Source organism: Agrobacterium salinitolerans, from assembly GCF_027498475.1.
Classification (GTDB): Bacteria; Pseudomonadota; Alphaproteobacteria; order Rhizobiales; family Rhizobiaceae; genus Agrobacterium; species Agrobacterium salinitolerans.
This window is the reverse complement of record NZ_JAPZLN010000002.1, coordinates 438,307-463,653: the sequence shown is the minus strand read 5'-3', so window position 1 is coordinate 463,653 and position 25,347 is coordinate 438,307. Positions and strand designations below refer to the sequence as shown.

The following is a 25,347-nucleotide window of genomic DNA, read 5'->3' as shown; positions in this document are numbered from 1 at the left end:
CATGAAAATGTTTTGACGGATTATTTTGGCTGGAGATGCGCGATGCAGAGATCGACATTATGGCTTATGCTGGTTTTTTCAAGTCTTCTTCCCGCTCAGGCGGTGAGCGAGGACGCCCAACCGCCGACACTTGAAACCATCGCCAGAACCGGCACGATCAAGCTCGGTTATGCCGATCGCAACATCCCTTTCTCCTATCTCGGCGCCGGGACGGAGCCTATCGGTTATAGCATAGAACTGTGCCTGAGGGTGGCGGATTCCATCAAGAAAAAGCTCGGCCTGCCTGAACTGAAGGTCGAGTTCGTCAAACGCACGCCCAGCAACCGCATCATGCTTCTCAATGACGGCACGATGGACATGGAATGCGTGGCGAGCACGAATACGGAAGAAAGGCGCAAGGCCGTGTGGTTTTCCTATAGCCACTTCATCACCGGCACCCGTTATGTGGCGCTGAAATCGAGCGGCCTGAACACTGTCGCCGATCTTGCCGGGCGAACGGTGGTGGTGACGACGGGAACCATCAACATCACCCAACTCAACGTGCTCAATCGCAAATTGGGACTGAACGTCGCGGTTTTGCAAAATGACAGCACGGAAGGCAGTTTCGACATGGTGACGGAAAACCGCGCCTCGGCCTTTGTCATGGACGATATACTTCTGCGATCCTTCGTTGCCGAAACCGGCAAGCCCGAAGACTACGTCATCTCGGACGAATATCTCGCCCCGCCGCAGCCCTATGGCCTGATGCTCCGCCACGGCGATACCGGCTTCCGCGACGCCGTCAACGAGGCGCTCGGCGAAATCTATGCCAGCGGCGAAATCGAAAAAATCTACGACAAATGGTTCAACACGCCGATCCCGCCGAACGGGATAAACCTGAAACGCCCGCTGCCAGATGACCTGGAGGAAACCTTTCGCAACCCCGTCGACACGACGGCGGAATAAAAAGCCGCCCGGAGGCGGGCGGCATCATTGGTAAAATGTCTTCAGGCAGCGCGCAGGTCAGCGCCGAGCGGGATTTCGACATCGATCTCCAGAATGGAGACATGCTCGTCGCGATCCATCTTCACATGCACCCGGTCATTGTCGATCTGCACATGTTTGGCGATGACGGCGAGAATTTCTTCCCTGAGAATGGCGACGAGATCGGAGCCCGATGACGCTCTTTCGTGGGCGAGCAGCACCTGCAGACGCTCACGCGCAAGCGGTGCCGACTTCTGTTTGCGGAAGAGACTGAAGATGCTCATGCAGCCCTCCTTGCGAAGATCTTGGAGAAGATGCCACGCTTCTCACCCGGGATGACCACCGGAATATCCTCGCCGGACAGACGACGAGCGGCGTCGAAATAGGCCATAGCCGGCGCGCAGCGGGCGTCCGCCAGCGTGACGGGCGCACCGACGTTCGAGGCCCGCAGCACATCCGTGCTTTCGGGAATGATGCCGAGCAGCGGAATGGAAAGGATTTCCAGAACGTCATCGACCTTCAGCATGTCGCCGCGCTCGGCGCGGGAAGCATCGTAACGCGTCAGAAGCAGGTGTTTCTCCATGCGCTCGCCGCGCTCGGCCTTCAGCGTCTTGGAATCAAGCAGGCCGATGATGCGGTCGCTGTCACGCACCGAGGAGACTTCCGGATTGGTCACGACGACGGCCACATCCGCATGGCGCATGGCCAGCGTCGCGCCGCGTTCGATACCGGCCGGGCTGTCGCAGATCACCCAGTCGAAATGTTTCTTCAGCTCGTTGATGACCCACTCGACACCTTCCGGCGTCAGATTGTCCTTGTCGCGGGTCTGCGAGGCGGGCAGCAGGAAAAGCGTCTCGAGGCGCTTGTCGCGGATCAGCGCCTGCGTCAGCTTGGCATCGCCCTGGATGACGTTGACGAGATCGTAAACCACCCGGCGTTCAGCACCCATGACGAGATCGAGGTTGCGCAGGCCGACATCGAAATCGACGACCACGACCTTCTCTTTATTCTGCGCCAGTGCGGCGCCAAGCGCTGCGGTCGAGGTGGTCTTGCCAACCCCGCCCTTGCCGGAAGTTACAACGACTACCTTCCCCATATGGCTCTCCTGTTCCTGTTCGTTTCTATATTATCAGCCGAGCTTTGCGGCCTTGATCGTATCGTTTTCCAGCCAGAGTTGAACGGGCTGGCCGCGTAGCTTGTCGTCAATGTCTTCGGCAACCTTGTAGACCCCGTCGATGGCCAGAAGCTCCGCTTCGAGCTTGCGGCAAAAGATGCGCGCCGAGACATTTCCAAGCGAACCGGCCATGGCGCGACCGCGCAGGGCGCCGTAAATATGCACCGAGCCGCCAGCGATGATTTCCGCCCCCGAGGCGACCGAGCCGATGACCGTCACGTCGCCCTCGGGAAACATGATCGACTGGCCGGAGCGAACCGGCTCGTTGATGACCAGCGACTGCACCACGGCCCTGACCTCACCGGCAGCGCGCGGCTTTTCCTCCGGCAGTTCGGCGGCGATGGCGACCGGCTCAACCTCGACATCGGAAGCGGGCTTTCCGCCCTTCAGCGACGGCGGCATACCCGGCTCGATCATCGAGGGGCGAACGCCCTCAATACCCATGATGCCGACATTGCGCTCCGTCAGCGCCGCCAGCAACTCCTTCAGCCCCGCCTTGTCGAGCGACAGTTCCGACACATCCAGGACCACCGGACGCGAGAGGAAGAAGCCCGCCGAACGGGCGGCAAGATCATCCAGCCTTTCCAGCCATTGATCGACCGGAGATTCGGGAGACAGCACGACTGCGAGGAAGGAGCGGCCTTTGATACGGATCGAACGCTGGTCTGTTAGCACTTTGGTCATCTTGGTAAACAAATCGTTGACAATTAGGTACCTCGAATATGGTTAACAAATGGTTAACGCCACACCTAAATGGACGAAAGCGTTAAGAAAATTCCCTTGTGAATTTCATTTAAAGAAACTTTCAAAAACCGTGCCACCCCTTTGATTACACAACATTCTGAACCCTATGAACGCTCATGATGACATGCCATCCTTGCAGGAGGCTGACTTAGGGTCATGTCGGGCGTGTTCTGGACCGAGCCCGCGCCCGCCGCGTGTCTTAGCGGAATCATGGTTGCCCGATTCTGATACAACGTCGCCTACCTTCCCTTACGCCTTCATCGACCACTCCTTCGGAAAATCGATTCCGTTAAGTCTCCATATAAGATAGACACGGGCTGCCCCGACAGTTTCAACGGAAGAATGAGATGCACAGCAAAGTCCCCCAGCAGAACCGTATATTTTCGCAAGACTTTGGGGCCTTCCTGTTCGACATGGATGGAACGCTCGTCAATTCGATCGCCGTCGTCGAGCGCGTCTGGCGCGAATGGGCCGTCGCGAATGGCATCGAGCCAGACGCCTTTCTTCAGCGCATTCACGGCATGCGCGCCTCCGAGGTCATCCGTCGCGAAGCGGTTCCCGGCCTTGATATCGACGCAGAAGCCGACATGATATTACGTGCCGAAATGGACGATGTGGATGGCATCATCCAGATACCAGGTGCGGCAGAATTTCTTGCGACCTTGCCGGCAAGTAAATGGGCCATCGTCACCTCGGCTGTGCGCGAATTGGCTGAACGCCGGCTTGCCGCCGCGGGCATCACCCCTCCGGCCGTCATGATCTGTGCAGACGATGTGGTCAACGGCAAGCCCGATCCTGAAGGTTACCGCAAGGCCGCTGACAGGTTGGGTGTCGCCCCGGAAATGTGCGTTGTCTTCGAGGACGCACCCGCAGGCATTGAGGCTGGAGAGCGAATGGGGGCTGCGGTCGTGGTGATTAACGTCACCCACTCCCACCCGATGGAAACCTCTCATCTTTCCATTGGCGGATATGGCGAGGTGAGCGCGGTCATCGGGGAGAACCGCAACCTGAGGCTGACGAGCAATAAAGCCTGAAAAAGCCATTTCCATATAACAGCAGACTTTTGCAAAGCGGCTAATTGACAGCCCGGCATAAATGCGTCCTAATGAAATTGGTAAGACCATCTTACCGCTTGCGCGAATGGGGGGAGACCTTCGCGCTGGGAGGATATCATGTTTGTGGCTCTTGAGCCGCGCCGCCTTTACCGGTTGGTCGCGGAACAAATTCGTTTGCTCATCGAAAGCGGGGAACTGACCGAAGGCCAGCGCCTGCCGGCGGAACGGGATCTTGCCGAACGCTTCGGCGTATCGCGGCCGACGGTCCGCGAAGCGCTTATCGTTCTGGAAGTCGAAGGCCATATCCATATCCGCATGGGTTCGGGCGTTTATGTCAGCGCAGCCGGCAAGCAGGCCAAGGAAAAGCCACCGGTGCCGGATGCGCATGGGCCATTCGAAATCCTGCAGGCGCGCTGCATCATCGAAAGCGCAATTGCGGAGGAAGCGGCAAGGCTTGCCAAGCCGGAATGCATCGCCAAGCTCGATGATATCATCGAACGCATGGCCGGCGCGCTCGACAGCTCGCCACAGGCACTCAATTTCGACAGGGCCTTCCACACCGCCATCGCCGATATCATCGGCAATTCGGCACTCAATCGCTTTACCGGCCTGATTTATGACGAGCGCAGCCTGTCACCCTTTTTCGAAAAGCTCGCCAGCTATTTCGAGGGGCCGCATACATGGAACCTTGCCGTTCAGGAACACCGCGCAATCCGCGACGCTATTGCCGCCAACGACCCGGAAGGCGCGCGTGAGGCGATGCGGCAGCATCTGATGCTGTCGCAAAAGAGATTTTCCGAGAGTTTCGGGGAGGAAACGATCGGAGAAGAATGACCGCTGCCGCAACCGGCGACGGGAAAAATGAGAAATCTGGCTTTAATTCGGGAGGAGTTAAGAATGAAAATCAGATTGTCGACTTTGATGGGTGCAACAGCCGCCATCCTGCTTTCCGCGCTCGCGGCGCAGGCTCAGACCGCGCTCAAATGGGCGCATGTCTACGAAACCTCCGAGCCGTTCCACACGGATTCGGTCTGGGCTGCGGAAGAGATCGCCAAACGCACGGACGGCCGCTACAAGATCGATGTGTTTCCGGCCTCGCAGCTTGGCAAGGAAGCAGATATCAACCAGGGCCTGAAACTCGGCACCGTCGATATCATCATTTCCGGATCGAGCTTCGCGGCGCGTGATTTCAAGCCGATCGGCGTCACCTATTTCCCCTATATCTTCCGCGATCCGAGCCATCTGATCGCCTATACCAAGAGCGATGTCTTCAAGAAGCTCGCGAAAGGCTACGAGGACAAGACCGGCAACCACATCGTCGCCGTCAGCTATTATGGCACGCGTCATACAACCTCCAACCGGCCGATTGAAAAATGCGCCGACATGGCAGGGCTGAAAATGCGCGTTCCCGATGTGCCTGCCTATCTGGCCATGCCGCGCGCCTGCGGCGCCAATACGACGCCGATCGCCTTTGCGGAAGTTTATCTGGCGCTTCAGAACGGCACCGTCGAGGCTCAGGAAAACCCGCTGACGACAATCGAGGCGAAGAAGTTCTACGAGGTGCAGAAGAACATCGTTCTGACCGGTCATATCGTTGACCATCTCAACACGCTGGTTTCCAAGACACGCTGGGCGAGCCTCTCGGATGAGGATAAAAAAATCTTCACCGAAGTGATGCAGGAAGCCGCGGCCCGCACGACGAAGACAATCGAAGCCCGTGAAAAGGCGCTCGTTGATGAGTTCAAATCGAAAGGCATCACCGTCGCTGACGTCGACAAGGCCGACTTCGAGAAAAACGTGGTCGAAAAGGTGAAGCTTGAAGATTTCGGTTACGAAAAGGCCGACTGGGAAGCCATCCGCGCCATCAAGTGATGTTTGAGCCTATCCCGGCGCCATTTCCGGCGTCGGGATATTGCCGACCAAGACCCACTGGAGTTCCAGCCAATGACTGACAAGCAGCACGCGCCCGTCAGCGTGGAAGAAATGGCGCATGCCTTCGAGGAAGAAAACAGCCCTGTCGATCTTTCACCCTATGCGGTGGAAGACTGGATAACGCTTGCCGTCTTCTGGGGCATGGGCCTTTGTGTTTTCCTGCAATTCTTCACCCGTTACGTGTTGAACGACAGTTTCGCCTGGACGGAGGAGATTGCCGCCAATTGCCTCGTCGTCGTCGTCTTCCTCGGCTCGGTCATGTGCGTGCGCATGTTCCGCCATATTCACGTCGACCTGATCTACCGCTTCGTGCCGAAAGCCGTTGGGCGGTTTCTTGAACTGATCGTTGATCTCATCACCATCGGTTTCTTCGCCTATATCACCTGGCTGATGTGGCGTTACCTGGAAATTGTCGGCGATGAGCGCATGGTCACCGTCGATCTGCCGCGCGGTATCGTCTTTTATACCGTTTTCGCCGCTTTCGCGCTGATGTTCCTGCGTGCCCTGCACAATTTCATCAAGGACATCACCGGCAAAAAAACCGTGCGTGAAAAGGCTCAGGAAGCCGTCAGCACACAGGGAATTTAGGCCATGCTCCTGCTTATCGGTTCATTTCTTCTGCTTCTCATTATCGGTACGCCCGTCGCCGTGTCGATGGCCGTCAGCTCGCTGCTTTATCTTGTGCTTTATGGTGTTGCCCCCGATATCATCGCAGCCCAGCGCATGATTGCCGGCGTCGAAAGTTTTCCGCTCATCGCCGTTCCCTTCTTCATCCTCGCCGGTAATCTGATGAACATCGCCGGGGTGACGAGCCGCATTTATCGCTTCGCGCTGGCGCTCGTCGGATGGATGAAGGGCGGCCTGGCGCAGGTCAATATCATCGGCTCTGTGGTTTTTTCCGGTATGTCAGGCACCGCGCTCGCCGATGCCGCCGGCATCGGCACAATCGAGATCAAGGCGATGAAGGATCATGGTTATCCGGTCGATGCGGCTGTCGGCGTCACCGCCGCCTCGGCGACGCTTGGCCCGATCTTCCCGCCGTCCTTGCCCTTTGTCATCTACGGCATGATGGCCAATGCCTCGATTGGCGCGCTGTTCATGGCCGGCGTCATTCCCGGCGTGGTCATGACCGCGCTGATGATGCTGACAGTCTATATTTTTGCCAAACGCAAAGGCTGGGGCTCCGACACGCCCTTCGAACTGAAGCAGCTTCTTTCCGCCTCCATGGAAGTGGTGATCGTCTTAAGCTTCCCGGTCGCTGTCTATCTGATGATCCTTGCCGGACTGTCGATCAATATAGCGGTCCTTATCGGGCTCGCCGTGCTCGTCGCGCTCGACTGGTACTACGATTTCTCCGCCGTGATGGCGCTGATGACGCCGGTATTGTTGATCGGCGGGATGACGATGGGCTGGTTCACGCCAACCGAAGCGGCGGTCGCCGCGGTTCTCTGGTCCCTCTTCCTTGGGCTGGTGCGCTACCGCACCATGACCTTCAGGACATTGGCCAAGGCAAGCTTTGACACGATAGAAACCACGGCGTCGGTTCTATTCATCGTCACGGCGGCGTCGATCTTCGCGTGGCTGCTGACCGTCAGTCAGGCGGCCCAGATGTTCTCGGACTTCATGTTCGCGATGACCGATAATTGGTGGACCTTTCTCATCATCGTCAACATCCTGCTCCTGGTGGTCGGCGCGTTTCTAGACACCATTGCCGCCATCAGCATTCTGGTGCCGATCCTGATGCCGGTCGCCGCCCGTTACGGCATCGACCCCGTCCATCTCGGCCTGATCGTGACGCTGAACCTGATGATCGGTCTTTTGACCCCGCCGGTCGGCATGGTGTTGTTCGTGCTGTCGCGCATTTCGAAAATGTCGGTGGAGCGCACCACGCTCGCCATCCTGCCGTGGATGATCCCGCTTTTGGTGGCGCTCGCGCTGATCACCTTCATTCCGTCGGTCACACTCTGGCTGCCGACCCAGCTCGGCCTCATCCGCTGAGCGGACTGAAACTGCGCGGTCCGCGCCGCGCAGTTTCTTCGACACTCCATGCATTCGAAAGGATTTCGTCATGCAGACACGCGTGGCACGCCTGTACGGCCAGAAGGACATTCGCGTCGAAATGCAGGACCTTCCCGTACCGGGACCCGGCGAAGTGCTGCTTGCCATGGCGGCGGGCGGCATCTGCGGTTCCGATCTCCACTATTATCAGGATGGCGGCTTCGGCCCGGTCCGGGTGCGCGAACCGATCATCTGCGGGCATGAGGCGTCCGGTCATGTGCGGGCGCTGGGAGACGGCGTCAGCGGGCTTACCATTGGCCAGCTCGTCGCCGTCAATCCCTCCCAGCCTTGCGGCCATTGCCATTTCTGCCTGAAGGGCCAGCCGATCCATTGCCTTGAGATGCGCTTCATGGGCAGCGCCATGCGCCTGCCACATGAACAGGGCATCTTCCGCGACCGGCTGGTGGTTCCGGCAAAACAATGCGCGACATTTTCAGACGAGACCTCACCGGCAGAAGCCGCCTGCACCGAGCCGCTCGCAGTCTGCCTGCATGCCGTGGCCCAGGCCGGCGACCTGAAAGGTGCAAACATACTCGTGACGGGCGCAGGCCCCATCGGTCTGTTGACCATCGCCGCCGCCCGCCATGCCGGTGCGGCCACCATTGTCGCCACCGACCTCACCGACGCGGCGTTGGAACGCGCTCCCGCCATGGGCGCCGACCGCACGATCAATGTCGCGAAAGACGCCGAGGCGCTTTTGCCCTATCAGGACAATAAGGGTTATTTCGACGTCATTTTCGATTGCTCCGCCGCTGGCCCCGCGCTCCGCACCGCCTTTGCCTGCGTGCGCCCGCGCGGCGCCATCGTGCAGGTCGGCGTCACCGGTGACATCACCATCCCGCTCAATGCGCTGGTGGGCAAAGAAATCCTCTGGCGCGGTTCGCAACGCTTTCATGAGGAATTCGCCGTCGCAGCGGGGCTGATCTCCTCCCGCAAAATCGATGTACGGCCGATCATTTCCCACAGCTTCCCGCTTGGTGAGGCGAAAGCGGCATTCGAACAGGCCGGGGACCGCTCCGCCGCCTGCAAGGTGCAGCTGACATTTTCCGCAGACTGACATTTGAGGATCAAAGATGAGACATACATGGCGCTGGTTCGGTCCGGTCGACAAGGTCACGGTTCAGGATGCGGCTCAGGCGGGCGCGGAAGGCATCGTCAGCGCGCTGCATCACATCCCCACCGGCGATGTCTGGCCGGTGGACGAAATCACCAAACGACATGAAGCAATCAAGGCGGGTGGGCTTTATTGGGACGTGGTGGAAAGCGTGCCGGTTTCCGAGGATATCAAGACCCAGACCGGCGACTGGAAAAACCATATCGCCAACTGGCAGGAAACGCTGCACCGCCTCTCCGCCTCCGGCATCCGCACCGTTTGTTATAATTTCATGCCGGTGCTGGACTGGACCCGCACCGACCTGCGCTGGGAAACAAGGCACGGCGCAAAGGCGATGCGTTTCGATCTTCCCGATTTCGCCGCCTTCGATATCCACATCCTGAAGCGCCCTGACGCAAAAGCCGATTATCCGGACTGGCTGCTGGAGGAAGCGGCAAAGCGGTTTGCCGAGATGCCGGATACGAAGATCGCCGCGCTCGGTCGCAATATCGGTGCCGGTCTGCCGGGCTCGGCGGATGGCTACACGCTCGCCCAGCTTCTTGAAAAACTGCGGTCCTATCACGGCATCGACCGCGAAAGGCTGCAACAGAACCTCATCGACTTTCTCTCGGAAGTGACGCCGGTTGCCGAAGAGGTGGGCATCAACATCTGCGCCCATGGCGACGATCCGCCGTGGCCGCTGCTCGGCCTGCCGCGTATTCTCTCCACCGAAGCCGACTACGCCCATATGCTCTTGCAGATCGACAGCCGCGCCAATGGCGTGACGCTCTGCACCGGTTCGCTGGGCGCGCGGGCGGATAACGACCTGCCTTTCATCGCCAGCCGTTTTGCAGATCGCATCCATTTCGTGCATCTGCGCAACGTGACGCGCGACACCGACACCGTGCCGTGCTCCTTCTTCGAGGATGAACATCTGGAAGGCGGAACCGACATGGTCGCCGTCATCGCGGCACTCCTCACCGAAGAAGCGCGCCGCCGGGCGGAGGGCCGCGACGACCATACCATTCCGATGCGGCCCGACCACGGTCAGGAAATACTCGACGACCTGACGCGCGGCGCGCAGCCCGGTTACCCCGCCATTGGCCGGCTGAAGGGGTTGGCTGAGCTGCGTGGTATCGAACGCACGTTATCGCACAGCCATTTCGGGCTGGCGGGTGGGACACGCTGAACAATGTTCCCGGCTGTAGGCGTTCCGTCAGCCTGCAGCCAGCCGCGCCCTGAACAGCAGGTAGGAAAAAGTCGTGAGCCCGCCGGCGATGACGCCGGCGGCTTTCACGATAGCGTCCATCAGATGCGGATGGCGGGTGGGCGAGAGGAATTGCAGCGCCTCGATACCGAAAGCCGCCGCAATGCCTGCCACGATAATCGCCAGCCAGTAACGCGGATAGGCGAGCACGAAAGCGGCAGAACAGAAGGCGAAGGCCGCGGCGCGGTCCAGGCCCACCGTCGTCAGCGTGTGCGGACGAAAACCGATAGGGCAAACTGTAACGATCAAGATCAGCAGAAGAACCGACCAGGCGACATATTTCGGAAATCTATTTGTCATCATGACGTCACAATAAAGCGCCGTACGTGTAAACGGAAGCGGGTCTTTTTCACGCTTCGCCCCATTAATCACACTTTTTGGTCAGATAGTTGAAAAACCGGCTTTCGCTTAGGCCCCACACGGGCTAAGGCAGATGGCAACCGGGCGAGGATCGCGGCTGATGGCGTTTTATGCCGTCGCTTTTCGGTGCAACGTCACGGTGTCGGGTGGATTTTCCACACAGGATCAGATTTTCAGGGAAGAGCACAATGAGTTTCAAGCCGCACGGCAAACATCTGGTTGCAGGAGAATGGGTCGCAACGGAAGCAAAATTCCGCAGCGAGCCTGCACATGGCGAAGCTTTCGATTTTTCGGTCGGCACCGTCGATCTGGTGAATGCAGCCTGTGAAGCAGCCGAAGACGCCTTCTGGAGCTATGGTTACACCACCCGCGAAGAACGCGCCGCATTCCTCGACACTATTGCCGATGAAATCGAAGCCCGCGCCGACGCCATCACCGAAATCGGCTCGTCCGAAACTGGTCTGCCCGCCGGACGCCTGCAGGGCGAGCGTGGCCGCACTGTTGGCCAGTTGCGTCTTTTCGCGTCGCATATCCGCAAGGGCGACTATCTCGACCGTCGCCACGACGAAGCGCTGCCGGATCGCCAGCCGCTGCCGCGCCCGGATATCCGCCTGATGCAGCGCCCGATCGGACCTGTCGCCGTTTTCGGCGCGTCGAACTTCCCGCTCGCCTTCTCCACGGCCGGTGGTGACACCGCAGCGGCTCTGGCTGCCGGTTGCCCCGTCGTCGTCAAGGGCCACTCCGCCCATCCCGGCACCGGTGAAATCGTTGCCGAAGCGGTTCTCGCCGCCGTCAAGAAGCACAATCTGCATCCCGGCGTTTTCTCGCTGATCCAGGGCGGCCGCCGCGATGTCGGTTCCGCTCTTGTTCAGCATCCGCGCATCAAGGCGGTCGGCTTCACCGGTTCGCTCGCCGGCGGCCGCGCGCTGTTCGATCTCTGCGCCCAGCGCCCCGAGCCGATCCCCTTCTTCGGCGAACTCGGTTCCGTGAACCCGATGTTCCTGCTGCCGGAAGCCGTTGCCGCCCGTGGCGAGGCCATCGCCACGGGCTGGGCCGGTTCACTCACCATGGGTGCCGGCCAGTTCTGCACCAATCCCGGCATCGCCGTCATTCTCTCCGAGCAGGCGGATGCGGTTGCCGAGACTGCCCGTGCGGCACTTTCCGAAGTTGGCCCACAGGTCATGTTGACCGACGGCATCGCTGCCGCCTATCGTGATGGCCGCGACCGCATCGCTGCCGGCAACGGCGTGCGCGACGTTCTGACCACCACCTGCAACCTGCGCAATGCGACGCCTTACCTGTTCCGCGTTTCGGGCAAGGATTGGGTTGCCAACCATGCACTTGCAGAAGAGGTCTTCGGACCCCTCGGCCTGATCGTGACGGTTGATAGCACCGAGGAAATGCTTGAAGTGGCCAAGAGCTTCGAAGGTCAGCTGACCGCCACCCTGCATCTCGACGCAGGTGACGCCGAACTCGGCCGCAAGCTGCTGCCGATCCTCGAGCGCAAGGCCGGCCGCGTTCTCGCCAACGGTTTCCCGACGGGCGTTGAAGTCTCCGAAGCCATGGTTCACGGCGGCCCTTACCCGGCCTCGACGAACTTCGGCGCGACCTCGGTCGGCACCATGTCGATCCGTCGCTTCATGCGCCCGGTTTCCTACCAGAACATCCCTTCGGACGTTCTGCCCAAAGACATCCGCTAAAACAAAGGGGAAGGCGCAAAAGCGCCTTCCCCTTTCATGTCCGAGGCAACAGCCTCAGATAGACTGGATCGCCTCGATCTTTTCGAGACCGCCGACAATTCCGGCAAAATCCTGCCAGACGCCCTGCGCGCCCTTGCGCCATTCATCCAGCATTTCCGGCTGCAGCACCTTGCCACCCTTCGAGAGCGCAAGGTCGACGGACTTTACTTCATCTTCCACGATCAACTGGTTGAAATAACGGGCACCTTCGCTGGAGGCTTCCAAGAGCACCTTCTTTTCCTCATCGTCCAGCTGGTTCCAGAAGGCTGCACCGTAATAAACAACGCCCGAGGCCCATATATGGCCGGTCTCGGTCAGATAAGGCACAACCTCGTAAAGCTTGAAACCGGCATAGGCCGATTTGGTAAGGTCCATGGCGTCGGCCACCCCGGTCGCCAGCGCATTATAGGTTTCGGTGATCGGAATGCCGACCGGCGTGGTGCCGAAGGCGCTCCACAATCTGGTGTGCAGCGGGCTCTGGATGACGCGGATTTTCTTGCCCTTCAACTGTTCCGCGCGGGTCAAAGGCTCCTTCGCCAGAAGATGGCGAGCACCGTAATTGATGAAATCGGCGGCAATGAATTGCTGCGCGGCAAGTTTTGCCTTCAGCTCTTCGCCGGTCTCGCCCGTCACCACCTTGCGCACATGCTCACGATTACGGAACAGGAAAGGCAGATCGAGGATCTGCAGTTCCGGCACCCAGCCTGACAGGGAAGAGACGGTGGAGAGGCTGGCCTGAACCGAACCGAGGCGAATGTTTTCCGCCACTTCCTTCTCACCACCCAGAGCACCGCTTTTGACGATGTTGAAACGGAAACGGCCAGGCAATTTCGCCTCCACCAGCTGGCTGATCCTGACCCAGATTTTCGTCTCCGGCTTGTCGTCGGCAAATAACGACGCAACCGTGAGGCTGCGGGTTCTGGCATGCGCCGGGCGCACCAGACCAGGTGCGGCAAGCGTCGCGACGCCGAGAGCGGAGAATTTGAGGAAATGACGGCGGTCGATAAAGGTCATGACGAAAACCCCTGACTTAGAAGACTATGGCCCAGACACATAACATGGCAAGGGCGACGAGAAGCGAGACGAGATAGGGAATGACCGCCCGGAAAAGCGCTGTCGCCGGAACGCGGGTGACGCCGCTGACCACGAAGATAAGCATCCCGAGCGGCGGCGTCAGGCCATGGATCATCAGATTGACCACAAGAATGACGCCGAAATGGATGGGATCGATGCCGGCCGCGACGGCAGCAGGCAGCAGGATCGGCCCGAACAGCAGGATGGCAGCACCAATATCCAGCACCAGACCGACGACAAGCAGAATGAGGTTGGAGAGCAGAAGCACCGCGATCTTGCTGCCGCCGAGCAAAGTGACGAAGTCCGTGACGAGGCCGGAGACATTGTCGATCGCCAGCAGGAAGGCAAAAGGCCCCGCCGTGCCGATCAGAAGACCGATGGCCGCCGCCTCACCCGCCGACTGGCGGAAGGTCGCGAAAATGCGGCCCGCGCCCAGCCGGTAACCGAAGCCGAGAAGCAGCGTATAAAGTGCGGCAAGGGCGGCGGCTTCCGTGGTGGTGACGATGCCGATGCGAATACCGACTACCACAATGACGCCAAGACCGAAGGCCGGTATGGCGGCGACGGCCGAGCGCCAGCGCTCAGCCCCCGTCGCGCGCGGCAAGGTATCGTCGCTGCGCACGCTGAAATGGATCGCCACGCCGAGGCAGGCTGCCATCAGCCCGCCGGCGAAGAAGCCGCCGACCAGCAACGAACCGACCGAAAGATTGGTGGCCGTGGCAAGGATGAGAAAAGCGATGGAGGGCGGAATGACATTGTCCAGCACGGAAGTGGCGGCGATGATCGCGCCGGCCTGCGCCGGCGGATAGCCGTGTTTGACGAGTTCCGGCTGGAAGGTGGACGCGCCGAAGGCGGCATTGGCGACAGATGAGCCGGATGCGCCGGAAAACAGCACGCTGGTCAGAAGCGTCGTCTGCGCCAGACCTGCCCGGCGATGACCGACGACGGAGGCAGCGAAACGGACGAGCTGACTGGCAACACCGGATATCGTCAGCAGGCTCCCTGCCAGTAGGAAGAAAGGAACGGCAAGCAGCAGGAATTTCGACATGCCGGTTACCGTCGACGAAACGATGGCCGGCTCCGGCAAGGTGCTGCCGAAGGCGATCGCCACATAGGCGGCGGTAAGGAAGGCGTGGGCAAGCGGCGCGGCCAGCACCAGCCCCGCAGCCGCCGTCAACGCCAGAAACAGGCTCGGCGGCAGGTTCGTGTCAATGAAGAGTTGCGGCAGGCTGACATAGGCGACGGCAGCGATGGCGAGAGATGCGAGAACGGCAAACGCCTTGCCTTCGCTGACACGCTGAAGCGCCAGATAAAGAAGGATCAGCACGCCGCCTGCACCAAGAAAGCCGAAACGCACCCATTCCGGCAGGCCGAGTGTAGGCGACGTGCCGCCCAGCATCGCCGCGATCTGCACACCGCCGAAGACAAGAATGAGTGCGGCGACGAAAGAAAAGGCATCGGCGAGAATTTCGGTCGCCGCGCGAAATCGTTGCGGAAGGAACCGCACGAAGACATCGAGCCGCATGGCAAGCGCGCTTTTGAGGCTGAGCGGCGCACCGACCGCGATCATGGCGACATTCAGCCATATGCCGAGATCTTCCGAACCGATGAAGCCGGTGTGAAAGAGATAACGCAGGATGACATTGACCAGAACCACCACGAGCAGCGCGGCGAGAAGCGCGGCGGCAACCGCACCGAGCGCACTGTCGAAGCGCGACAGAGTTGCCGCGGCCACCCTCTCGAAGCTATAGCGCCCCTGTTTTTCCAGTATCGCCATCCGGCTGCCTTTCGCGCGTCATCCCTGCTGCACGGCCAGAAGCGGTATAGAAAAATGCTCGCACCTGTAAAGCTTCCGAACGAGAGAATCGAACTATCTGCCGGTGCGAACGGGAAAACGCTGCTGAAGACGCCCGATCCGTCAGCAGGCAACAAGATGGCCAGGCGAAACCTCACGATACTGCCGTGGCGTAACGACATGATCGACCGCGCGGATCGGGCTTTTCAACTCGTCATTCGCAACGCCGCGTCGTGTATTGCGACGGCCCGGGTCCGGCACCGGCACTGCCGCCATCAGCTTGCGGGTATAATCATGCTGCGGGTTGTCGAAGACAGCCGCACGCGGGCCGATTTCGACGATCTCGCCGAGATACATCACCGCGACACGATGGCTGACGCGTTCCACCACCGCCATGTCATGGGAAATAAACAGAAAGGCGAGATCGAGGCTTTGCTGCAGATCCAGCATCAGATTGATGACCTGCGCCTTGATTGAAACGTCCAGCGCCGAAACACTTTCGTCAGCAACGATGACCTTCGGTTGCAATGCCAGCGCGCGGGCGATGCAGATGCGCTGGCGCTGGCCGCCGGAAAATTCATGCGGGTAACGCGCAGCCATATCTGGCGAGAGACCAACCTTCCCCAGCATGTCCGCCACCACATCTCTCGCTTCGCGAGCGCTTCCCATACGGTGCTCGAGAAAAGGTTCGGCAATCGCCGCACCTACCGTCATACGCGGATTGAGTGAGGCGAAGGGGTCCTGAAAAATCATCTGAACCGTCTTGCGCATGTCTCGCATGCCCGTCTTGTCGAGCGCGAGAATGTTTTCGCCGTTGACCTCGACCGAACCCGCATCCGGCTCGATAAGCCGCATGATGGCGCGGCCGGTGGTGGACTTACCGCAGCCGCTTTCGCCAACCAGCGACAATGTTTCCCCGGCCCTGAGATCGAAGGACACGTTTTCCACCGCATGCACGCGGCCGCTGAGCCTCCCCAGAAGACCGGAGTGAATATCGAAACGCTTGGTCAGCCCCTCAACTTTGAGAACGGGCTGTGCAGCGGCGTTGACGGTGTCGGCGGGGCGCGCCGGCTCCTGCGTTTCCCCGGTGGTGGTGTCGACGATGGGAAAACGGAGCGGTCTTTCCTCGCCTTTCATCGAGCCCAGAACGGGAACTGCGGACAGAAGCGCCCGGGTATAGGGATGTTTGCCGCGATGGAAGATATCGGCCGTCGCGCCGACCTCCACCTGCTCGCCACGATACATGACGACGGTGCGGTCGGCGATTTCCGCCACCACGCCCATATCATGGGTGATGAACAGGACGGAGGTGCCCTCCTCTTCCTGAAGCGTCTTGATGAGATCGAGAATCTGGCCCTGAATCGTGACATCGAGTGCCGTTGTCGGTTCGTCGGCAATCAGCAGCTTCGGCCGGGACGCCAGCGCCATGGCGATCATCACGCGCTGGCGCATGCCGCCGGAAAAGCGATGCGGATATTCATCGAAACGCGAGGCGGCCGAGGGGATACGAACCTTTTCGAGCAGACGGACCGTCTCTGCCCGCGCATCCGCTTTCGACATCGGTTGATGGCACAACAGAGCTTCGGAAATCTGGTCACCGATGGTGAAAAGCGGATTGAGGCTGGTCATCGGCTCCTGAAAGATCATGGCAACCTCGTTGCCCCTGACCCGCCGCATGGCGTCCTCGGAAAGGGAGAGCAGGTTGCGACGCCCAAGCAGGATTTCACCCTGAACCCTGCTGCTTTCCCGATCCAGCAGCCGCATGATGGAGAGCGATGTCACGCTCTTGCCCGAGCCGCTTTCGCCGACGATCGCGACGGTCTCGCCCGGACCGACATCGAAGGAAATATCACGCACCACCGGTTTCCAGCCACCATCCACGTGAAATGACGTGGTGAGATTACGGACGGAGAGCACGGCATCTTCGGCACCAAGCGGTGCTGACTGCGGCATGGTCATGATCGTTCCCTTTTCTTTATTCTGGTTGCAATGCTTGGGCGGGCGGTTGCCCCGAGTTTCTTCTCCCTGCCGGGGAGAAGGTGGCCCGAAGGGTCGGATGAGGGGGCACCGTTTCCGAAATCCGGCGAGGGCGCCCCCTCATCCCGCTGCCGCGACCTTCTTCCCCTCGGGGAGAAGAAACTCGCGGCACCCGCTCGCTTAATCAGTCCGGCCAGCGCAGCATGCCGTCGAAACGGTGGCGGCTGCGGTCTTCGAACGGCGTTGCAATCACCTCGTTGGAGGCGCGCGCCCTATCCAGCTCTTCCGTCAGACGCGCAGCCACGATGGTTTCCTGGCCCGGATGCAGGTTGCAGGGGTCGAGATAGAAATAGCGGTGTTCCACCTCATGATCGCGGGTGATGATGGGAGGATTGCCTTTCGCAAGTGCCGTCGTCAGGTCCCAGGCGGTGATATGCGCTTCTTCGGCATCGATGATGACGCGCAGCCGGTCGAGCGGGTTGTTGGTCGGATCAGGCTCGATCAGCGCCGTCACGCCGGGGCGCCCGTCCAGCGTCTTTTTCCAGAGGTTGAGATAGCCGGTTTCGCGCTCGCGAATGCCGGCATGATCGCGCTTCTCCCACGCTTCCAGCGCCGCCATGACGCCATAGATGCTTTCCTTGCCGACCTTCATGCCGCGACCGACGCCCATATTCTGCAGGAAGGCGTTGCGCACGAGCTCCTTTTTGCCGGTGACGATGCCGGAAGTCGGGCCGCCGAGGAACTTGTGGCCGGAATAGAGCACCACATCCGCGCCCGTGGCCAGAAACAGCTTCAGATCATATTCGGAAGCCGCATCCACGATGACGGGCACACCCTTGGCATGGGCGATCTCGACGAATTCGGAAAGATGCAGCAAGCCATAATCAACGACGTGATGCGAGACGACATAGACCGCCGCCGCCGTCTTTTCGGTGATGGCGTTTTCCATGTGGAAACGGTGGGTCGATGTCGCCTGCCCGATGAGCACCACCTTGCCGCCGCCAAGTCGGATCGCCTGATCCACCGGCGCGCCATAGCTCACCACATGGCCCATCTGCACCAGAACCTCGTTCTTTTCCGGGGTCACGTCAGGCAGCTTTTCGATGGCCAAGAGATTGTTGCCGGTGATCGCGCCCGCCACCGCAAGGCTGATGCCGGACGAGCAGGAGGCCGTGACAAAACCGGCCTCGCCGCCCGTCAGCCTTGCAATGATCGCACTCGCCTTGCGTTGCAGATCATTGATCTCGACGAATTGCGGCAGGATGTCCGCCATGGCCTGAACGGCCTCGGGAACGACAATCGATGCGCCGAGCGAGGTCATGGTGCCCGAGACGTTGATGACCGGGCGAAGGCCGATCCTGCTTCTGATATCCTCGGTCATGTATTTCTCCTGTCCTTTGCGATGCGATGCGATGGGCATCGACACATATGCCATAATAATGTAATAGCTTCTCAAAATTCATGAGGAGCCAAAAATTGGACGCCCATAAACTGGACGAAACGCCTTCAACCGCCCTGTCCGACGCCGCCGAAAACGCGAACGCGAAGGCGGCCAAGCGCTCGCGCGTCAGCGGCATCGACCGTGCGCTTCAGGTGATTGATTACCTTTACGAAACCGGATCGCCAGCCGGCGCTTACGCGATTGCCAAGGCCATCAAGGCGCCGCTTTCCACCGTCTACGTCATCATCGACGATCTCGTTGAAAAGAACATGCTGGCGCGCAATGCCGATGGCAACATCTGGCTTGGCGCGCGGCTTTACCATTATGGCCTTGCCTATGCCCGTTCGCTGGATTTCATGGGTGTCGCCACCCACGAAATGCACGATCTGTGCCGTCATGCGGGCGAGACCGTGCAGCTTTGCGGCCGCGACGGCGACCATATGCTGGTCTTGGCCATGGCCGATGGTCCGAGCCACTTTCAGGTCGCGTCGCGCGTCGGTACCCGCGTTCCGCTGAACTGGACGGCGTCCGGCCGCCTGCTCGTCGGGCATTTGCCGGAGGCGGAACGCGTCGAGCTTTTCCGCCGCTGCGCCCGCACCTCGCCGACAGGCCGTGCGGAAATCAATCCCGAGACCCTGTCGCAATCGGCGGCGGCCGCCTTCCATGACCGCCTGTCGATCCAGGTCGCCGAATCCGATTATGCCGTCGCCTGCATCGCGTCGCCGATCTGCGACAACAGGGGCGAATGCGTGGCGACGATTTCCATCGTGCTGCCGGAACAGAAAGTGCTGGCGGACGAAAACCATTACACCGAACAGGTCAGGGTTTCGGCAGAACGGATCGAAAAACTGATGGGCTGGCGCAACCATTAAACGGCCTCACCCTTTGAGCGCGACGATTGCTTCGATCTCTACGGTGATGTTGCCTGGCAGCGAGCCGAAACCCACGGCGGAGCGGGCATGTTGTCCCGCATCGCCGAACACATCGATGAAGAGATCGGAGCAGCCATTGATGACGCTCGGGTGATCGCGAAAATCGCTCACCGCATTGACCATACCGAGCAGCTTGACCACCTTCTTTACCCGCGACAGGTCCCCCAGCGCCTCATGCATGACGGCAAGCAGGTTGATGCCGGTGAGGCGCGCATGGCTATAGGCCTCTTCCAGCCCGATTTCCGCGCCCACCTTGCCGGCGTAAAGATGACCGTTTTCTTCCCGTGGCCCCTGCCCCGAAAGATAAAGCATGTTGCCTTCCACCACATGGGTAACGAAATTGGCAATCGGCGGCGGCGGCGGCGGCAGGGAGATGCCGAGCGCGGCGAGCCGGTCATAGGGCGAAAGCCGCCCTTCTGCGTCGAGCGAAGACTGTTTCACGCAAATTCCTCATAATGCCGGGACTTGTATCCCGTAATGCCTGCGGAAGGCGGAGGACTGACCTTCGCCGTTCCAGTGGAGTTCAGCGCCAGGAGTAACCGTGGCTGTGGCGCACCAGCTTGCGCGCCCTTGGAATATAACGGCTGGCGGCAATCGCTTCCGCACCGATGACCGCATAACGCGGCTCGAACAGGCGCTTCAGACGGGAGACGTCGCCATTGGAATCGGTCGCTTCCAGATCGGCGTCGACGAGATCGAAAACCGTGAAATCAGCTTGGCTGCCGACGTCGAGGCGGTTTTCCATATCGAGACGGATGATGGAGGCCGGGTTGCGGGTGACGGCCTCGACCACATTTTCGAAGGGCATATCGACCGACAGCAGCTTCGACATGGTGGTGGCCAGATCCCAAACCGGGAAATTCATCGAATGCCCGTGCAAATCCGTTGAGATCGAGAAAGGGAGCAGGCCGCGTGCAATCGCCGCTTCCGCCACCTTGAAGGAGAAAGACGCGCCACCATGGCCGATATCAAGCCGAATGCCTTCGCCTGCGCAGCGTTCTGCGAGGTTGAACAGGTCCTCGTCTTCCATGATGCTGGAACCCGATTTGCCGTTGAAACAATGGGTCACGACATCGCCGGGGCCGAGAATTTCCAGCACCTCGTCGTAAAGTGCCGGCGGTTCGCCCACATGCACCATCATCGGCACTTTCAGGATCTTGGCGATCTTCTTGCCGAGTTTGACCGGCGTCACACCCCAGGAACCGGTAATGACATGGCTCGCCCGCACCTTCAGGCCGACAATATGCTCGCTGTTTTCGGCATAAACTTCGAGGATGCGGTCAAGGTCGATATCCTTGATGTCGCGCAGTTCCGGCACGCGGTTACAGGCGACGAGACCGATGGAACCGAGGTTGAGGAAGGCCTTGATGCGCTCCTTCGAGGGCTCGATAATATATTCCCGGAAACCGTGGAAATTCGCCTCGCCCGCCGAACCGGCATCCACCAGCGTGGTCACGCCGCGCTCGGCCCCGCATTCGGAGGGGCGGATGGAGATATCGGTACCGCCGTGCCAGATATGCACATGCAGATCCACCCAGCCGGGAGAGATGAAGGCGCCCTTGGCATCGATGCGCCGCGCATCAACGGGCGCTTGGATGGCAGACCCGACCGCGGCGATCTTGCCATCGCCGCAAATCAGAATATCGGTCGAAGCCTGTGATGTACCCTTTCCGAAACCGACGGGTTTGACATTGGTGAGAAGAATGGGAGCTTGAAGAGGCGCTTTCGCCTGTTCGCCGGACGACATATTACAGATCCCTTCGCAGTCTTGGGTCGAGCATGTCCCGCAGCCCGTCGCCAACCATTTGCAGCGACAGCACGGAAAGAATGATGGCAAAGCCGGGGAAATAGGTCATCCAGTCGGCCTGGCCGATATATTGGCGGCCAGCGGAGATCATGGTTCCCCAGGTGGGAATTTCCGGACTGACACCAAGCCCCAGAAATGAAAGCCCGGCCTCCGCCAGCATGGCGCTGGCGAAAAGGAAGGTGCATTGCACGAGGATCGGCGAAACCAGATTGCGCAGCACATGCCGCGTCATGATGTGGAAGGTGGAAATGCCGAGTGCCTTCGCCGCCTCCACATAGGGCAATTCGCGGATGACCAGCGTCGAGGCACGCACGATGCGGGCAAGGCGCGGCGAATAAACGACGGCAAGCGCGATGATGACAGTCGTCAGCGACGGGCCGAGCGCCGCCACCAGCGCAATCGCCAGCAGAATATCCGGAAAGGCCATCATCGCATCGATCAGCCGCGCAATTGGCGTATCCAGCTTTTGGAAGAAACCGGCGAGCAAACCAAGCGTGATGCCGATCAGCGCCGAAAGCGCCACCACGGCGGCACCGACCAGAAGCGACAGTCTTCCGGCATAGATGGTGCGCGAGAAGACGTCGCGGCCGAACTCGTCGGTGCCGAACCAGTAAAGCTCGCTCGGCGGCTTCAGGCGGTTCACAATCGATAGTTTCGACGGTGAATAGGGCGCAATCATCGGTGCGAGAACCGCAAACAGCACGAAGACGAGTAGCACGATGAGACCGGCGGCGACCGTCTTGCGCTTCAGGAGACGCCGAAGGAACAGGATGGTGGGGTTGCGTGCCGGGGGGGCGGTGGAAACAATATCGGCCATCAGTAACGAACCCTCGGATCGACCAGCAAATAGAGCATGTCGATGGCAAAATTGATGAGCACGTAAAGCCCGGCGATGACGAGAAGTGCCCCCTGAATGACCGGATAGTCGCGCCGGAGCACGGCGGAGACGACAAGATTGCCGACGCCCGGCAGGCCGAAGACGGTCTCCGTGACGACAGCGCCGGAAATCAGCACGGCGGCGGTGAGGCCAAGCACGGTGAGGATGGGGATGAGCGCATTCTTCAAAGCATGTTTCAGCACCACCCGGCGTTCCTTGACGCCCTTGGCGCGCGCGGTGCGGACATAATCGTCGCCGAGAACATCCAGCATCGAGGCGCGGGTGAAGCGAAGGATGAGGGCGGAGGAAACGAGGCCGAGCGCTATTGCCGGAAGGGTCAGGTGATACATGCGCTCGAGGAAGCTCGCGCCCGGTCCGCCATAACCCGATACCGGAAACATATCGAGCCGCACGGCGAAGACCTGCATGAGGATCAGGCCAAGCCAGAAGCTCGGAATGCTTGCCGCCAACATTGCGATGGTGGTCGCGGCCTGGTCCACGAAGGAACCGCGCCGGTAAGCAGCATAGATACCGATGGGGAGCGCGATGACACTGGCAATCAGCAGCGAAAAAATCGTCAGGAAAAACGTCGGTTCTGCCCGGTCCAGAAGTGCCGAACCGACCGGCATGTTGAGGAAGATCGACTGGCCGAGGTCGCCCTTCAGCAACTGGCCGATATAATAGACATATTGCACGCCGAGCGACTGGTCGAGACCGAGCCGGGTGCGAAGCTCGGCAATATCCTGCGCCGAGGCGTCCGGCCCCAGCATCACGGCGGCTGGATCTCCGGGCGTGACGCGCAAGATGACGAAGACGATGGTGACGACGAGGAACATCACCACGATCATTCCCACAAGTCTCTGGAAAATATACCGTATCACGTATGAAGGCTCCAAGGCGCGTGATTGCCGCTATCAGGCGACGGTTGAATGGTGTCGATGAGCGCCAGCAATTCCGGCACTCACGGTAGTAAAATCGAGCGTTCTCTTCTCACGTCCGCCTTATACTCCACCCTCATTCCTGTGCTCGTCACAGGAATGAGGGGAGCGGCAAGGACCCTAGATCCGTGGCGACAGAGTGCCGGATGCAATACCCGGCACCCGATTGCCGAACAGGCCTTATTTCGTAACCGAAGCATTCCAGAAGTAGGGCCATGGAGCCGGATCGACGCCTTCCAGCTTGTTGGACTTGGCCGCCACGGCATTGAAGTCGCCTATCTTGATGAGCGGCAGCTCAGCATAGATCGTCTTCTGCACATTGGCCCAGAGCGCGATACGCTTGTCGGGATCGGCTTCCGAAGTGAAGGCGTCAACCGCGGCTTTGCGCGCCGGCGTATCCCACCAGCCCGGCGAGCCGGTGGAGAGCGCGCCGATCAGCGCCGGTTCCGGCAGGAAGGGGCTGTGAGTGATGTATATATCCCAGAGTTTCGGGTCGGCGCGGCGCTGCGTCAGCGTCGCCCAGTCCACCACCTGCATATCCACCTTGAAACCGGCAAGCTTCAGATATTCCGCCGCGACCTGCGCCATCTTGTAATGGAACTCATACTGGCGGCTGGTGAGGATGCGGAGAGGTTCGCCGTTGTAACCGGCGGCTTTGAGTTTCTCGGCGGCGGCTTCCGGATTGCCGACGTTGTAATTGCCCTCGACGCCTTCTTCGGAATGCCAGGAGAAATTATCGGGATAATAGGCACCGTCGAGCGCGTAGAAATCCGTGCTGCCGAAAGCGGCCGCCAGCATGTCTTCCATGTTCAGCGCTTCGGTCACCGCCTTGCGGACTTCAAGCTTGGAAGACAGCCCCTCCTTCGTGTTGAAGACGAAGACGGGATAACCGAAAGGCTTCAGCATCAGCGGCTGCGAGGCCGACGACGACTTCACCTTGTCGAAGGATTCCACCGGAATGGAATCGACGTAATCATACTGGCCGGAAACGGCGGCCTCGACGCGGGTATTCGGATCGGGCACCGGAACGAAGCGGATTTCATCGAGATACTGATGGCGTGCGCCGCCATAACCGTCGCTTTCGCCATCGCGGGACTTGTAGCCATCGAAGCGCACGAGCTGGATATATTGGTCGGCCTTGCGCTCCTTCAGCATATAGGGACCGGTGCCGATGAATTCGGCCATCGGCTCCGCCTGCTTTTCAGACGGCAGGATGATCGCCGCCGAATTATTGAAGGCGAGCAGTGAGACGAGCGGCGCATAGGGTTGCTTGAGAGCGATCGTCACCGTTCCGGCATCCGGCGCGGAGATATTGTCGATAAAGCCGGCTGCCTGCTTGCCGCGCGAGGCGATCTTCATCCAGCGGCCGAGCGAGGCGACGACATCTTCAGACGTCATGTCGCTGCCGTCATGGAACTTGATGCCCTGCCTGAGCTTGATCGTGTAGGTTTTGCCGTCCGCACTGATCTCGGGCAAGCTTTCCGCCAGAAGCGGCGTCACCTTCCAACCCTTGTCGAAGGTATAGAGCGTTTCGAAAATATGCTGCGTGACGATGCCGACCAGATCGGCGGTAGACGCCATGGGGTCGAGGGTCGGCGGCTCGCCGATCGTGGCGACATTGATGACGCCGCCCTTCTCCGCAGCCATCATTACACCCGGCGCAAGCAGCAAAGCGGCGGTGGCGAGAAATGCAAGTTTACGTCTCATGGTCAAGCTCCCAGCTCTTATGTGTTCCATTATTATGTTATATGCATCTTTATAACAGAATATCTCGATAAGACGCCTTGTCAATGACAATGCGGCCCGATGATCGGTTTCCATGATCGGCGAAACCCAAGACAGGTCTTTGCGAAAGGTGGCGGCATCGTTTAAGGCAGTGAAAAAACAGGAGTTTCGCCAAAAAAACGGTGCGCCGTGATATCCATCTTTTCCGGCTGGAAGAGAGGGAATGACGACCGGTGCTTGACTGCAAAGGAAGAAAGGGAATTAACAAGGTTGGATATTTCGCATTTGCGAACAAAGTGCTATTAAAGAGCGGACTAACGCTACGCCACCACAGACATACCCGCGCATTTTTATTAATCGTTACGCTATTTGACGCCGTCAGCCGTGTTTTCAAGG

The 25,347-nt window shown here is 59.8% G+C and carries 23 protein-coding genes; 10 read left to right on the top strand and 13 right to left on the bottom strand.

The annotated features are described in order from the left end of the window. The first annotated feature begins 42 nt into the window (after nucleotides 1-42). Entirely contained in the window at nucleotides 43-945 is a 903-nt protein-coding gene (locus tag O9X91_RS10875) for an amino acid ABC transporter substrate-binding protein (RefSeq protein ID WP_269824131.1), read from the top strand. A 41-nt stretch (nucleotides 946-986) separates the two neighbouring features. Here the strand turns inward: O9X91_RS10875 and minE are convergent, their stop codons facing one another. Genes minE through minC form a run of 3 tightly spaced genes read right to left on the bottom strand, consistent with a single transcriptional unit; the run spans nucleotide 987 to nucleotide 2,821 of the window. Beyond that, nucleotides 987-1,247 carry a cell division topological specificity factor MinE gene (minE, locus tag O9X91_RS10870; protein WP_077984289.1) on the bottom strand — a complete coding sequence of 87 codons (261 nt, stop codon included), beginning with the start codon at nucleotides 1,245-1,247 and terminating at the stop codon, nucleotides 987-989. Next, complete coding sequence (gene minD, locus O9X91_RS10865; RefSeq protein WP_003506498.1) at nucleotides 1,244-2,059, bottom strand: septum site-determining protein MinD; 816 nt, start codon at nucleotides 2,057-2,059, stop codon at nucleotides 1,244-1,246. The genes minE and minD overlap by 4 nt, the downstream gene beginning before the upstream one ends. 33 nt (nucleotides 2,060-2,092) lie before the next feature. Continuing rightward, the gene (gene minC, locus O9X91_RS10860) at nucleotides 2,093-2,821 is read right to left on the bottom strand and encodes a septum site-determining protein MinC (RefSeq protein ID WP_162520324.1); all 729 of its coding nucleotides are present in this window, start codon (nucleotides 2,819-2,821) and stop codon (nucleotides 2,093-2,095) included. Between the two features lie 407 nt (nucleotides 2,822-3,228). On the opposite strand from minC, the gene O9X91_RS10855 reads away from it, so the two are divergent. From O9X91_RS10855 to uxuA, 7 genes are all read left to right on the top strand, one after another. After that, nucleotides 3,229-3,915, top strand: a complete 687-nt coding sequence (locus tag O9X91_RS10855) for an HAD family hydrolase (protein WP_077984290.1) — start codon at nucleotides 3,229-3,231, stop codon at nucleotides 3,913-3,915. A gap of 138 nt (nucleotides 3,916-4,053) precedes the next feature. Beyond that, a complete protein-coding gene (locus O9X91_RS10850; RefSeq protein WP_142911868.1) occupies nucleotides 4,054-4,770 on the top strand; it encodes a FadR/GntR family transcriptional regulator in 717 nt (238 codons plus the stop codon). A 63-nt stretch (nucleotides 4,771-4,833) separates the two neighbouring features. Further along, the gene (locus O9X91_RS10845) at nucleotides 4,834-5,808 is read left to right on the top strand and encodes a sialic acid TRAP transporter substrate-binding protein SiaP (protein ID WP_142911869.1); all 975 of its coding nucleotides are present in this window, start codon (nucleotides 4,834-4,836) and stop codon (nucleotides 5,806-5,808) included. 72 nt (nucleotides 5,809-5,880) lie between these two features. Further along, nucleotides 5,881-6,456 carry a TRAP transporter small permease gene (locus O9X91_RS10840; RefSeq protein ID WP_077984293.1) on the top strand — a complete coding sequence of 192 codons (576 nt, stop codon included), beginning with the start codon at nucleotides 5,881-5,883 and terminating at the stop codon, nucleotides 6,454-6,456. Between the two features lie 3 nt (nucleotides 6,457-6,459). After that, nucleotides 6,460-7,866: a TRAP transporter large permease gene (locus O9X91_RS10835; RefSeq protein WP_080796026.1), complete on the top strand. Its 1,407-nt coding sequence runs from the start codon at nucleotides 6,460-6,462 to the stop codon at nucleotides 7,864-7,866. Between the two features lie 70 nt (nucleotides 7,867-7,936). After that, nucleotides 7,937-8,983: an L-idonate 5-dehydrogenase gene (locus O9X91_RS10830; RefSeq protein WP_142911870.1), complete on the top strand. Its 1,047-nt coding sequence runs from the start codon at nucleotides 7,937-7,939 to the stop codon at nucleotides 8,981-8,983. 16 nt (nucleotides 8,984-8,999) lie between these two features. Then, the gene (gene uxuA / locus O9X91_RS10825; protein WP_142911871.1) at nucleotides 9,000-10,208 is read left to right on the top strand and encodes a mannonate dehydratase; all 1,209 of its coding nucleotides are present in this window, start codon (nucleotides 9,000-9,002) and stop codon (nucleotides 10,206-10,208) included. A gap of 27 nt (nucleotides 10,209-10,235) precedes the next feature. On the opposite strand, the gene O9X91_RS10820 is transcribed toward uxuA, so the two are convergent. Further along, a complete protein-coding gene (locus O9X91_RS10820; protein ID WP_162520325.1) occupies nucleotides 10,236-10,589 on the bottom strand; it encodes an antibiotic resistance protein VanZ in 354 nt (117 codons plus the stop codon). Nucleotides 10,590-10,834: 245 nt separating this feature from the next. Here O9X91_RS10820 and O9X91_RS10815 point away from each other — a divergent pair, with 245 nt between their 5' ends. After that, on the top strand, nucleotides 10,835-12,346 hold the full coding sequence (locus O9X91_RS10815) for an aldehyde dehydrogenase (NADP(+)) (RefSeq protein WP_269834305.1): 1,512 nt from the start codon (nucleotides 10,835-10,837) through the stop codon (nucleotides 12,344-12,346). Between the two features lie 54 nt (nucleotides 12,347-12,400). Here the strand turns inward: O9X91_RS10815 and O9X91_RS10810 are convergent, their stop codons facing one another. The 4 genes from O9X91_RS10810 to O9X91_RS10795 all read right to left on the bottom strand — a co-directional run bounded on the left by O9X91_RS10810 (nucleotide 12,401) and on the right by O9X91_RS10795 (nucleotide 18,612). Continuing rightward, nucleotides 12,401-13,399 (bottom strand): TRAP transporter substrate-binding protein, encoded by a 999-nt coding sequence (locus O9X91_RS10810; RefSeq protein WP_142911873.1) that lies wholly within the window; start codon nucleotides 13,397-13,399, stop codon nucleotides 12,401-12,403. 16 nt (nucleotides 13,400-13,415) lie between these two features. Further along, entirely contained in the window at nucleotides 13,416-15,236 is a 1,821-nt protein-coding gene (locus O9X91_RS10805; RefSeq protein ID WP_142911874.1) for a TRAP transporter large permease, read from the bottom strand. Between the two features lie 141 nt (nucleotides 15,237-15,377). Next, nucleotides 15,378-17,213 carry an ABC transporter ATP-binding protein gene (locus O9X91_RS10800; protein WP_137411664.1) on the bottom strand — a complete coding sequence of 612 codons (1,836 nt, stop codon included), beginning with the start codon at nucleotides 17,211-17,213 and terminating at the stop codon, nucleotides 15,378-15,380. A gap of 202 nt (nucleotides 17,214-17,415) precedes the next feature. Then, nucleotides 17,416-18,612, bottom strand: coding sequence for an aminotransferase class V-fold PLP-dependent enzyme (locus O9X91_RS10795; protein WP_149147620.1), 1,197 nt, complete (start codon nucleotides 18,610-18,612; stop codon nucleotides 17,416-17,418). A gap of 95 nt (nucleotides 18,613-18,707) precedes the next feature. Here O9X91_RS10795 and O9X91_RS10790 point away from each other — a divergent pair, with 95 nt between their 5' ends. Then, the gene (locus tag O9X91_RS10790; protein WP_162520326.1) at nucleotides 18,708-19,544 is read left to right on the top strand and encodes an IclR family transcriptional regulator; all 837 of its coding nucleotides are present in this window, start codon (nucleotides 18,708-18,710) and stop codon (nucleotides 19,542-19,544) included. A 6-nt stretch (nucleotides 19,545-19,550) separates the two neighbouring features. Here the strand turns inward: O9X91_RS10790 and O9X91_RS10785 are convergent, their stop codons facing one another. The 5 genes from O9X91_RS10785 to O9X91_RS10765 all read right to left on the bottom strand — a co-directional run bounded on the left by O9X91_RS10785 (nucleotide 19,551) and on the right by O9X91_RS10765 (nucleotide 24,933). Continuing rightward, entirely contained in the window at nucleotides 19,551-20,045 is a 495-nt protein-coding gene (locus O9X91_RS10785; RefSeq protein ID WP_137411661.1) for a RidA family protein, read from the bottom strand. A gap of 82 nt (nucleotides 20,046-20,127) precedes the next feature. Beyond that, nucleotides 20,128-21,351 carry an amidohydrolase/deacetylase family metallohydrolase gene (locus tag O9X91_RS10780; protein WP_142911878.1) on the bottom strand — a complete coding sequence of 408 codons (1,224 nt, stop codon included), beginning with the start codon at nucleotides 21,349-21,351 and terminating at the stop codon, nucleotides 20,128-20,130. Between the two features lies 1 nt (nucleotide 21,352). After that, complete coding sequence (locus tag O9X91_RS10775) at nucleotides 21,353-22,228, bottom strand: ABC transporter permease (RefSeq protein ID WP_077984305.1); 876 nt, start codon at nucleotides 22,226-22,228, stop codon at nucleotides 21,353-21,355. Then, nucleotides 22,228-23,169 (bottom strand): ABC transporter permease, encoded by a 942-nt coding sequence (locus O9X91_RS10770; protein ID WP_162520327.1) that lies wholly within the window; start codon nucleotides 23,167-23,169, stop codon nucleotides 22,228-22,230. The genes O9X91_RS10775 and O9X91_RS10770 overlap by 1 nt, the downstream gene beginning before the upstream one ends. Nucleotides 23,170-23,406: 237 nt before the next feature. After that, nucleotides 23,407-24,933, bottom strand: coding sequence for an ABC transporter substrate-binding protein (locus tag O9X91_RS10765; protein WP_077984307.1), 1,527 nt, complete (start codon nucleotides 24,931-24,933; stop codon nucleotides 23,407-23,409). Between the last annotated feature and the right edge of the window lie 414 nt (nucleotides 24,934-25,347).

What these genes read in the sequence shown, in the direction of transcription:
- O9X91_RS10875 (WP_269824131.1), top strand. Translation starts at nt 43, where the DNA reads ATGCAGAGATCGACATTATGGCTTATGCTGGTTTTTTCAAGTCTTCTT.
- minE (WP_077984289.1), bottom strand. Translation starts at nt 1,247, where the DNA reads ATGAGCATCTTCAGTCTCTTCCGCAAACAGAAGTCGGCACCGCTTGCG.
- minD (WP_003506498.1), bottom strand. Translation starts at nt 2,059, where the DNA reads ATGGGGAAGGTAGTCGTTGTAACTTCCGGCAAGGGCGGGGTTGGCAAG.
- minC (WP_162520324.1), bottom strand. Translation starts at nt 2,821, where the DNA reads ATGACCAAAGTGCTAACAGACCAGCGTTCGATCCGTATCAAAGGCCGC.
- O9X91_RS10855 (WP_077984290.1), top strand. Translation starts at nt 3,229, where the DNA reads ATGCACAGCAAAGTCCCCCAGCAGAACCGTATATTTTCGCAAGACTTT.
- O9X91_RS10850 (WP_142911868.1), top strand. Translation starts at nt 4,054, where the DNA reads ATGTTTGTGGCTCTTGAGCCGCGCCGCCTTTACCGGTTGGTCGCGGAA.
- O9X91_RS10845 (WP_142911869.1), top strand. Translation starts at nt 4,834, where the DNA reads ATGAAAATCAGATTGTCGACTTTGATGGGTGCAACAGCCGCCATCCTG.
- O9X91_RS10840 (WP_077984293.1), top strand. Translation starts at nt 5,881, where the DNA reads ATGACTGACAAGCAGCACGCGCCCGTCAGCGTGGAAGAAATGGCGCAT.
- O9X91_RS10835 (WP_080796026.1), top strand. Translation starts at nt 6,460, where the DNA reads ATGCTCCTGCTTATCGGTTCATTTCTTCTGCTTCTCATTATCGGTACG.
- O9X91_RS10830 (WP_142911870.1), top strand. Translation starts at nt 7,937, where the DNA reads ATGCAGACACGCGTGGCACGCCTGTACGGCCAGAAGGACATTCGCGTC.
- uxuA (WP_142911871.1), top strand. Translation starts at nt 9,000, where the DNA reads ATGAGACATACATGGCGCTGGTTCGGTCCGGTCGACAAGGTCACGGTT.
- O9X91_RS10820 (WP_162520325.1), bottom strand. Translation starts at nt 10,589, where the DNA reads ATGATGACAAATAGATTTCCGAAATATGTCGCCTGGTCGGTTCTTCTG.
- O9X91_RS10815 (WP_269834305.1), top strand. Translation starts at nt 10,835, where the DNA reads ATGAGTTTCAAGCCGCACGGCAAACATCTGGTTGCAGGAGAATGGGTC.
- O9X91_RS10810 (WP_142911873.1), bottom strand. Translation starts at nt 13,399, where the DNA reads ATGACCTTTATCGACCGCCGTCATTTCCTCAAATTCTCCGCTCTCGGC.
- O9X91_RS10805 (WP_142911874.1), bottom strand. Translation starts at nt 15,236, where the DNA reads ATGGCGATACTGGAAAAACAGGGGCGCTATAGCTTCGAGAGGGTGGCC.
- O9X91_RS10800 (WP_137411664.1), bottom strand. Translation starts at nt 17,213, where the DNA reads ATGACCATGCCGCAGTCAGCACCGCTTGGTGCCGAAGATGCCGTGCTC.
- O9X91_RS10795 (WP_149147620.1), bottom strand. Translation starts at nt 18,612, where the DNA reads ATGACCGAGGATATCAGAAGCAGGATCGGCCTTCGCCCGGTCATCAAC.
- O9X91_RS10780 (WP_142911878.1), bottom strand. Translation starts at nt 21,351, where the DNA reads ATGTCGTCCGGCGAACAGGCGAAAGCGCCTCTTCAAGCTCCCATTCTT.
- O9X91_RS10775 (WP_077984305.1), bottom strand. Translation starts at nt 22,228, where the DNA reads ATGGCCGATATTGTTTCCACCGCCCCCCCGGCACGCAACCCCACCATC.
- O9X91_RS10765 (WP_077984307.1), bottom strand. Translation starts at nt 24,933, where the DNA reads ATGAGACGTAAACTTGCATTTCTCGCCACCGCCGCTTTGCTGCTTGCG.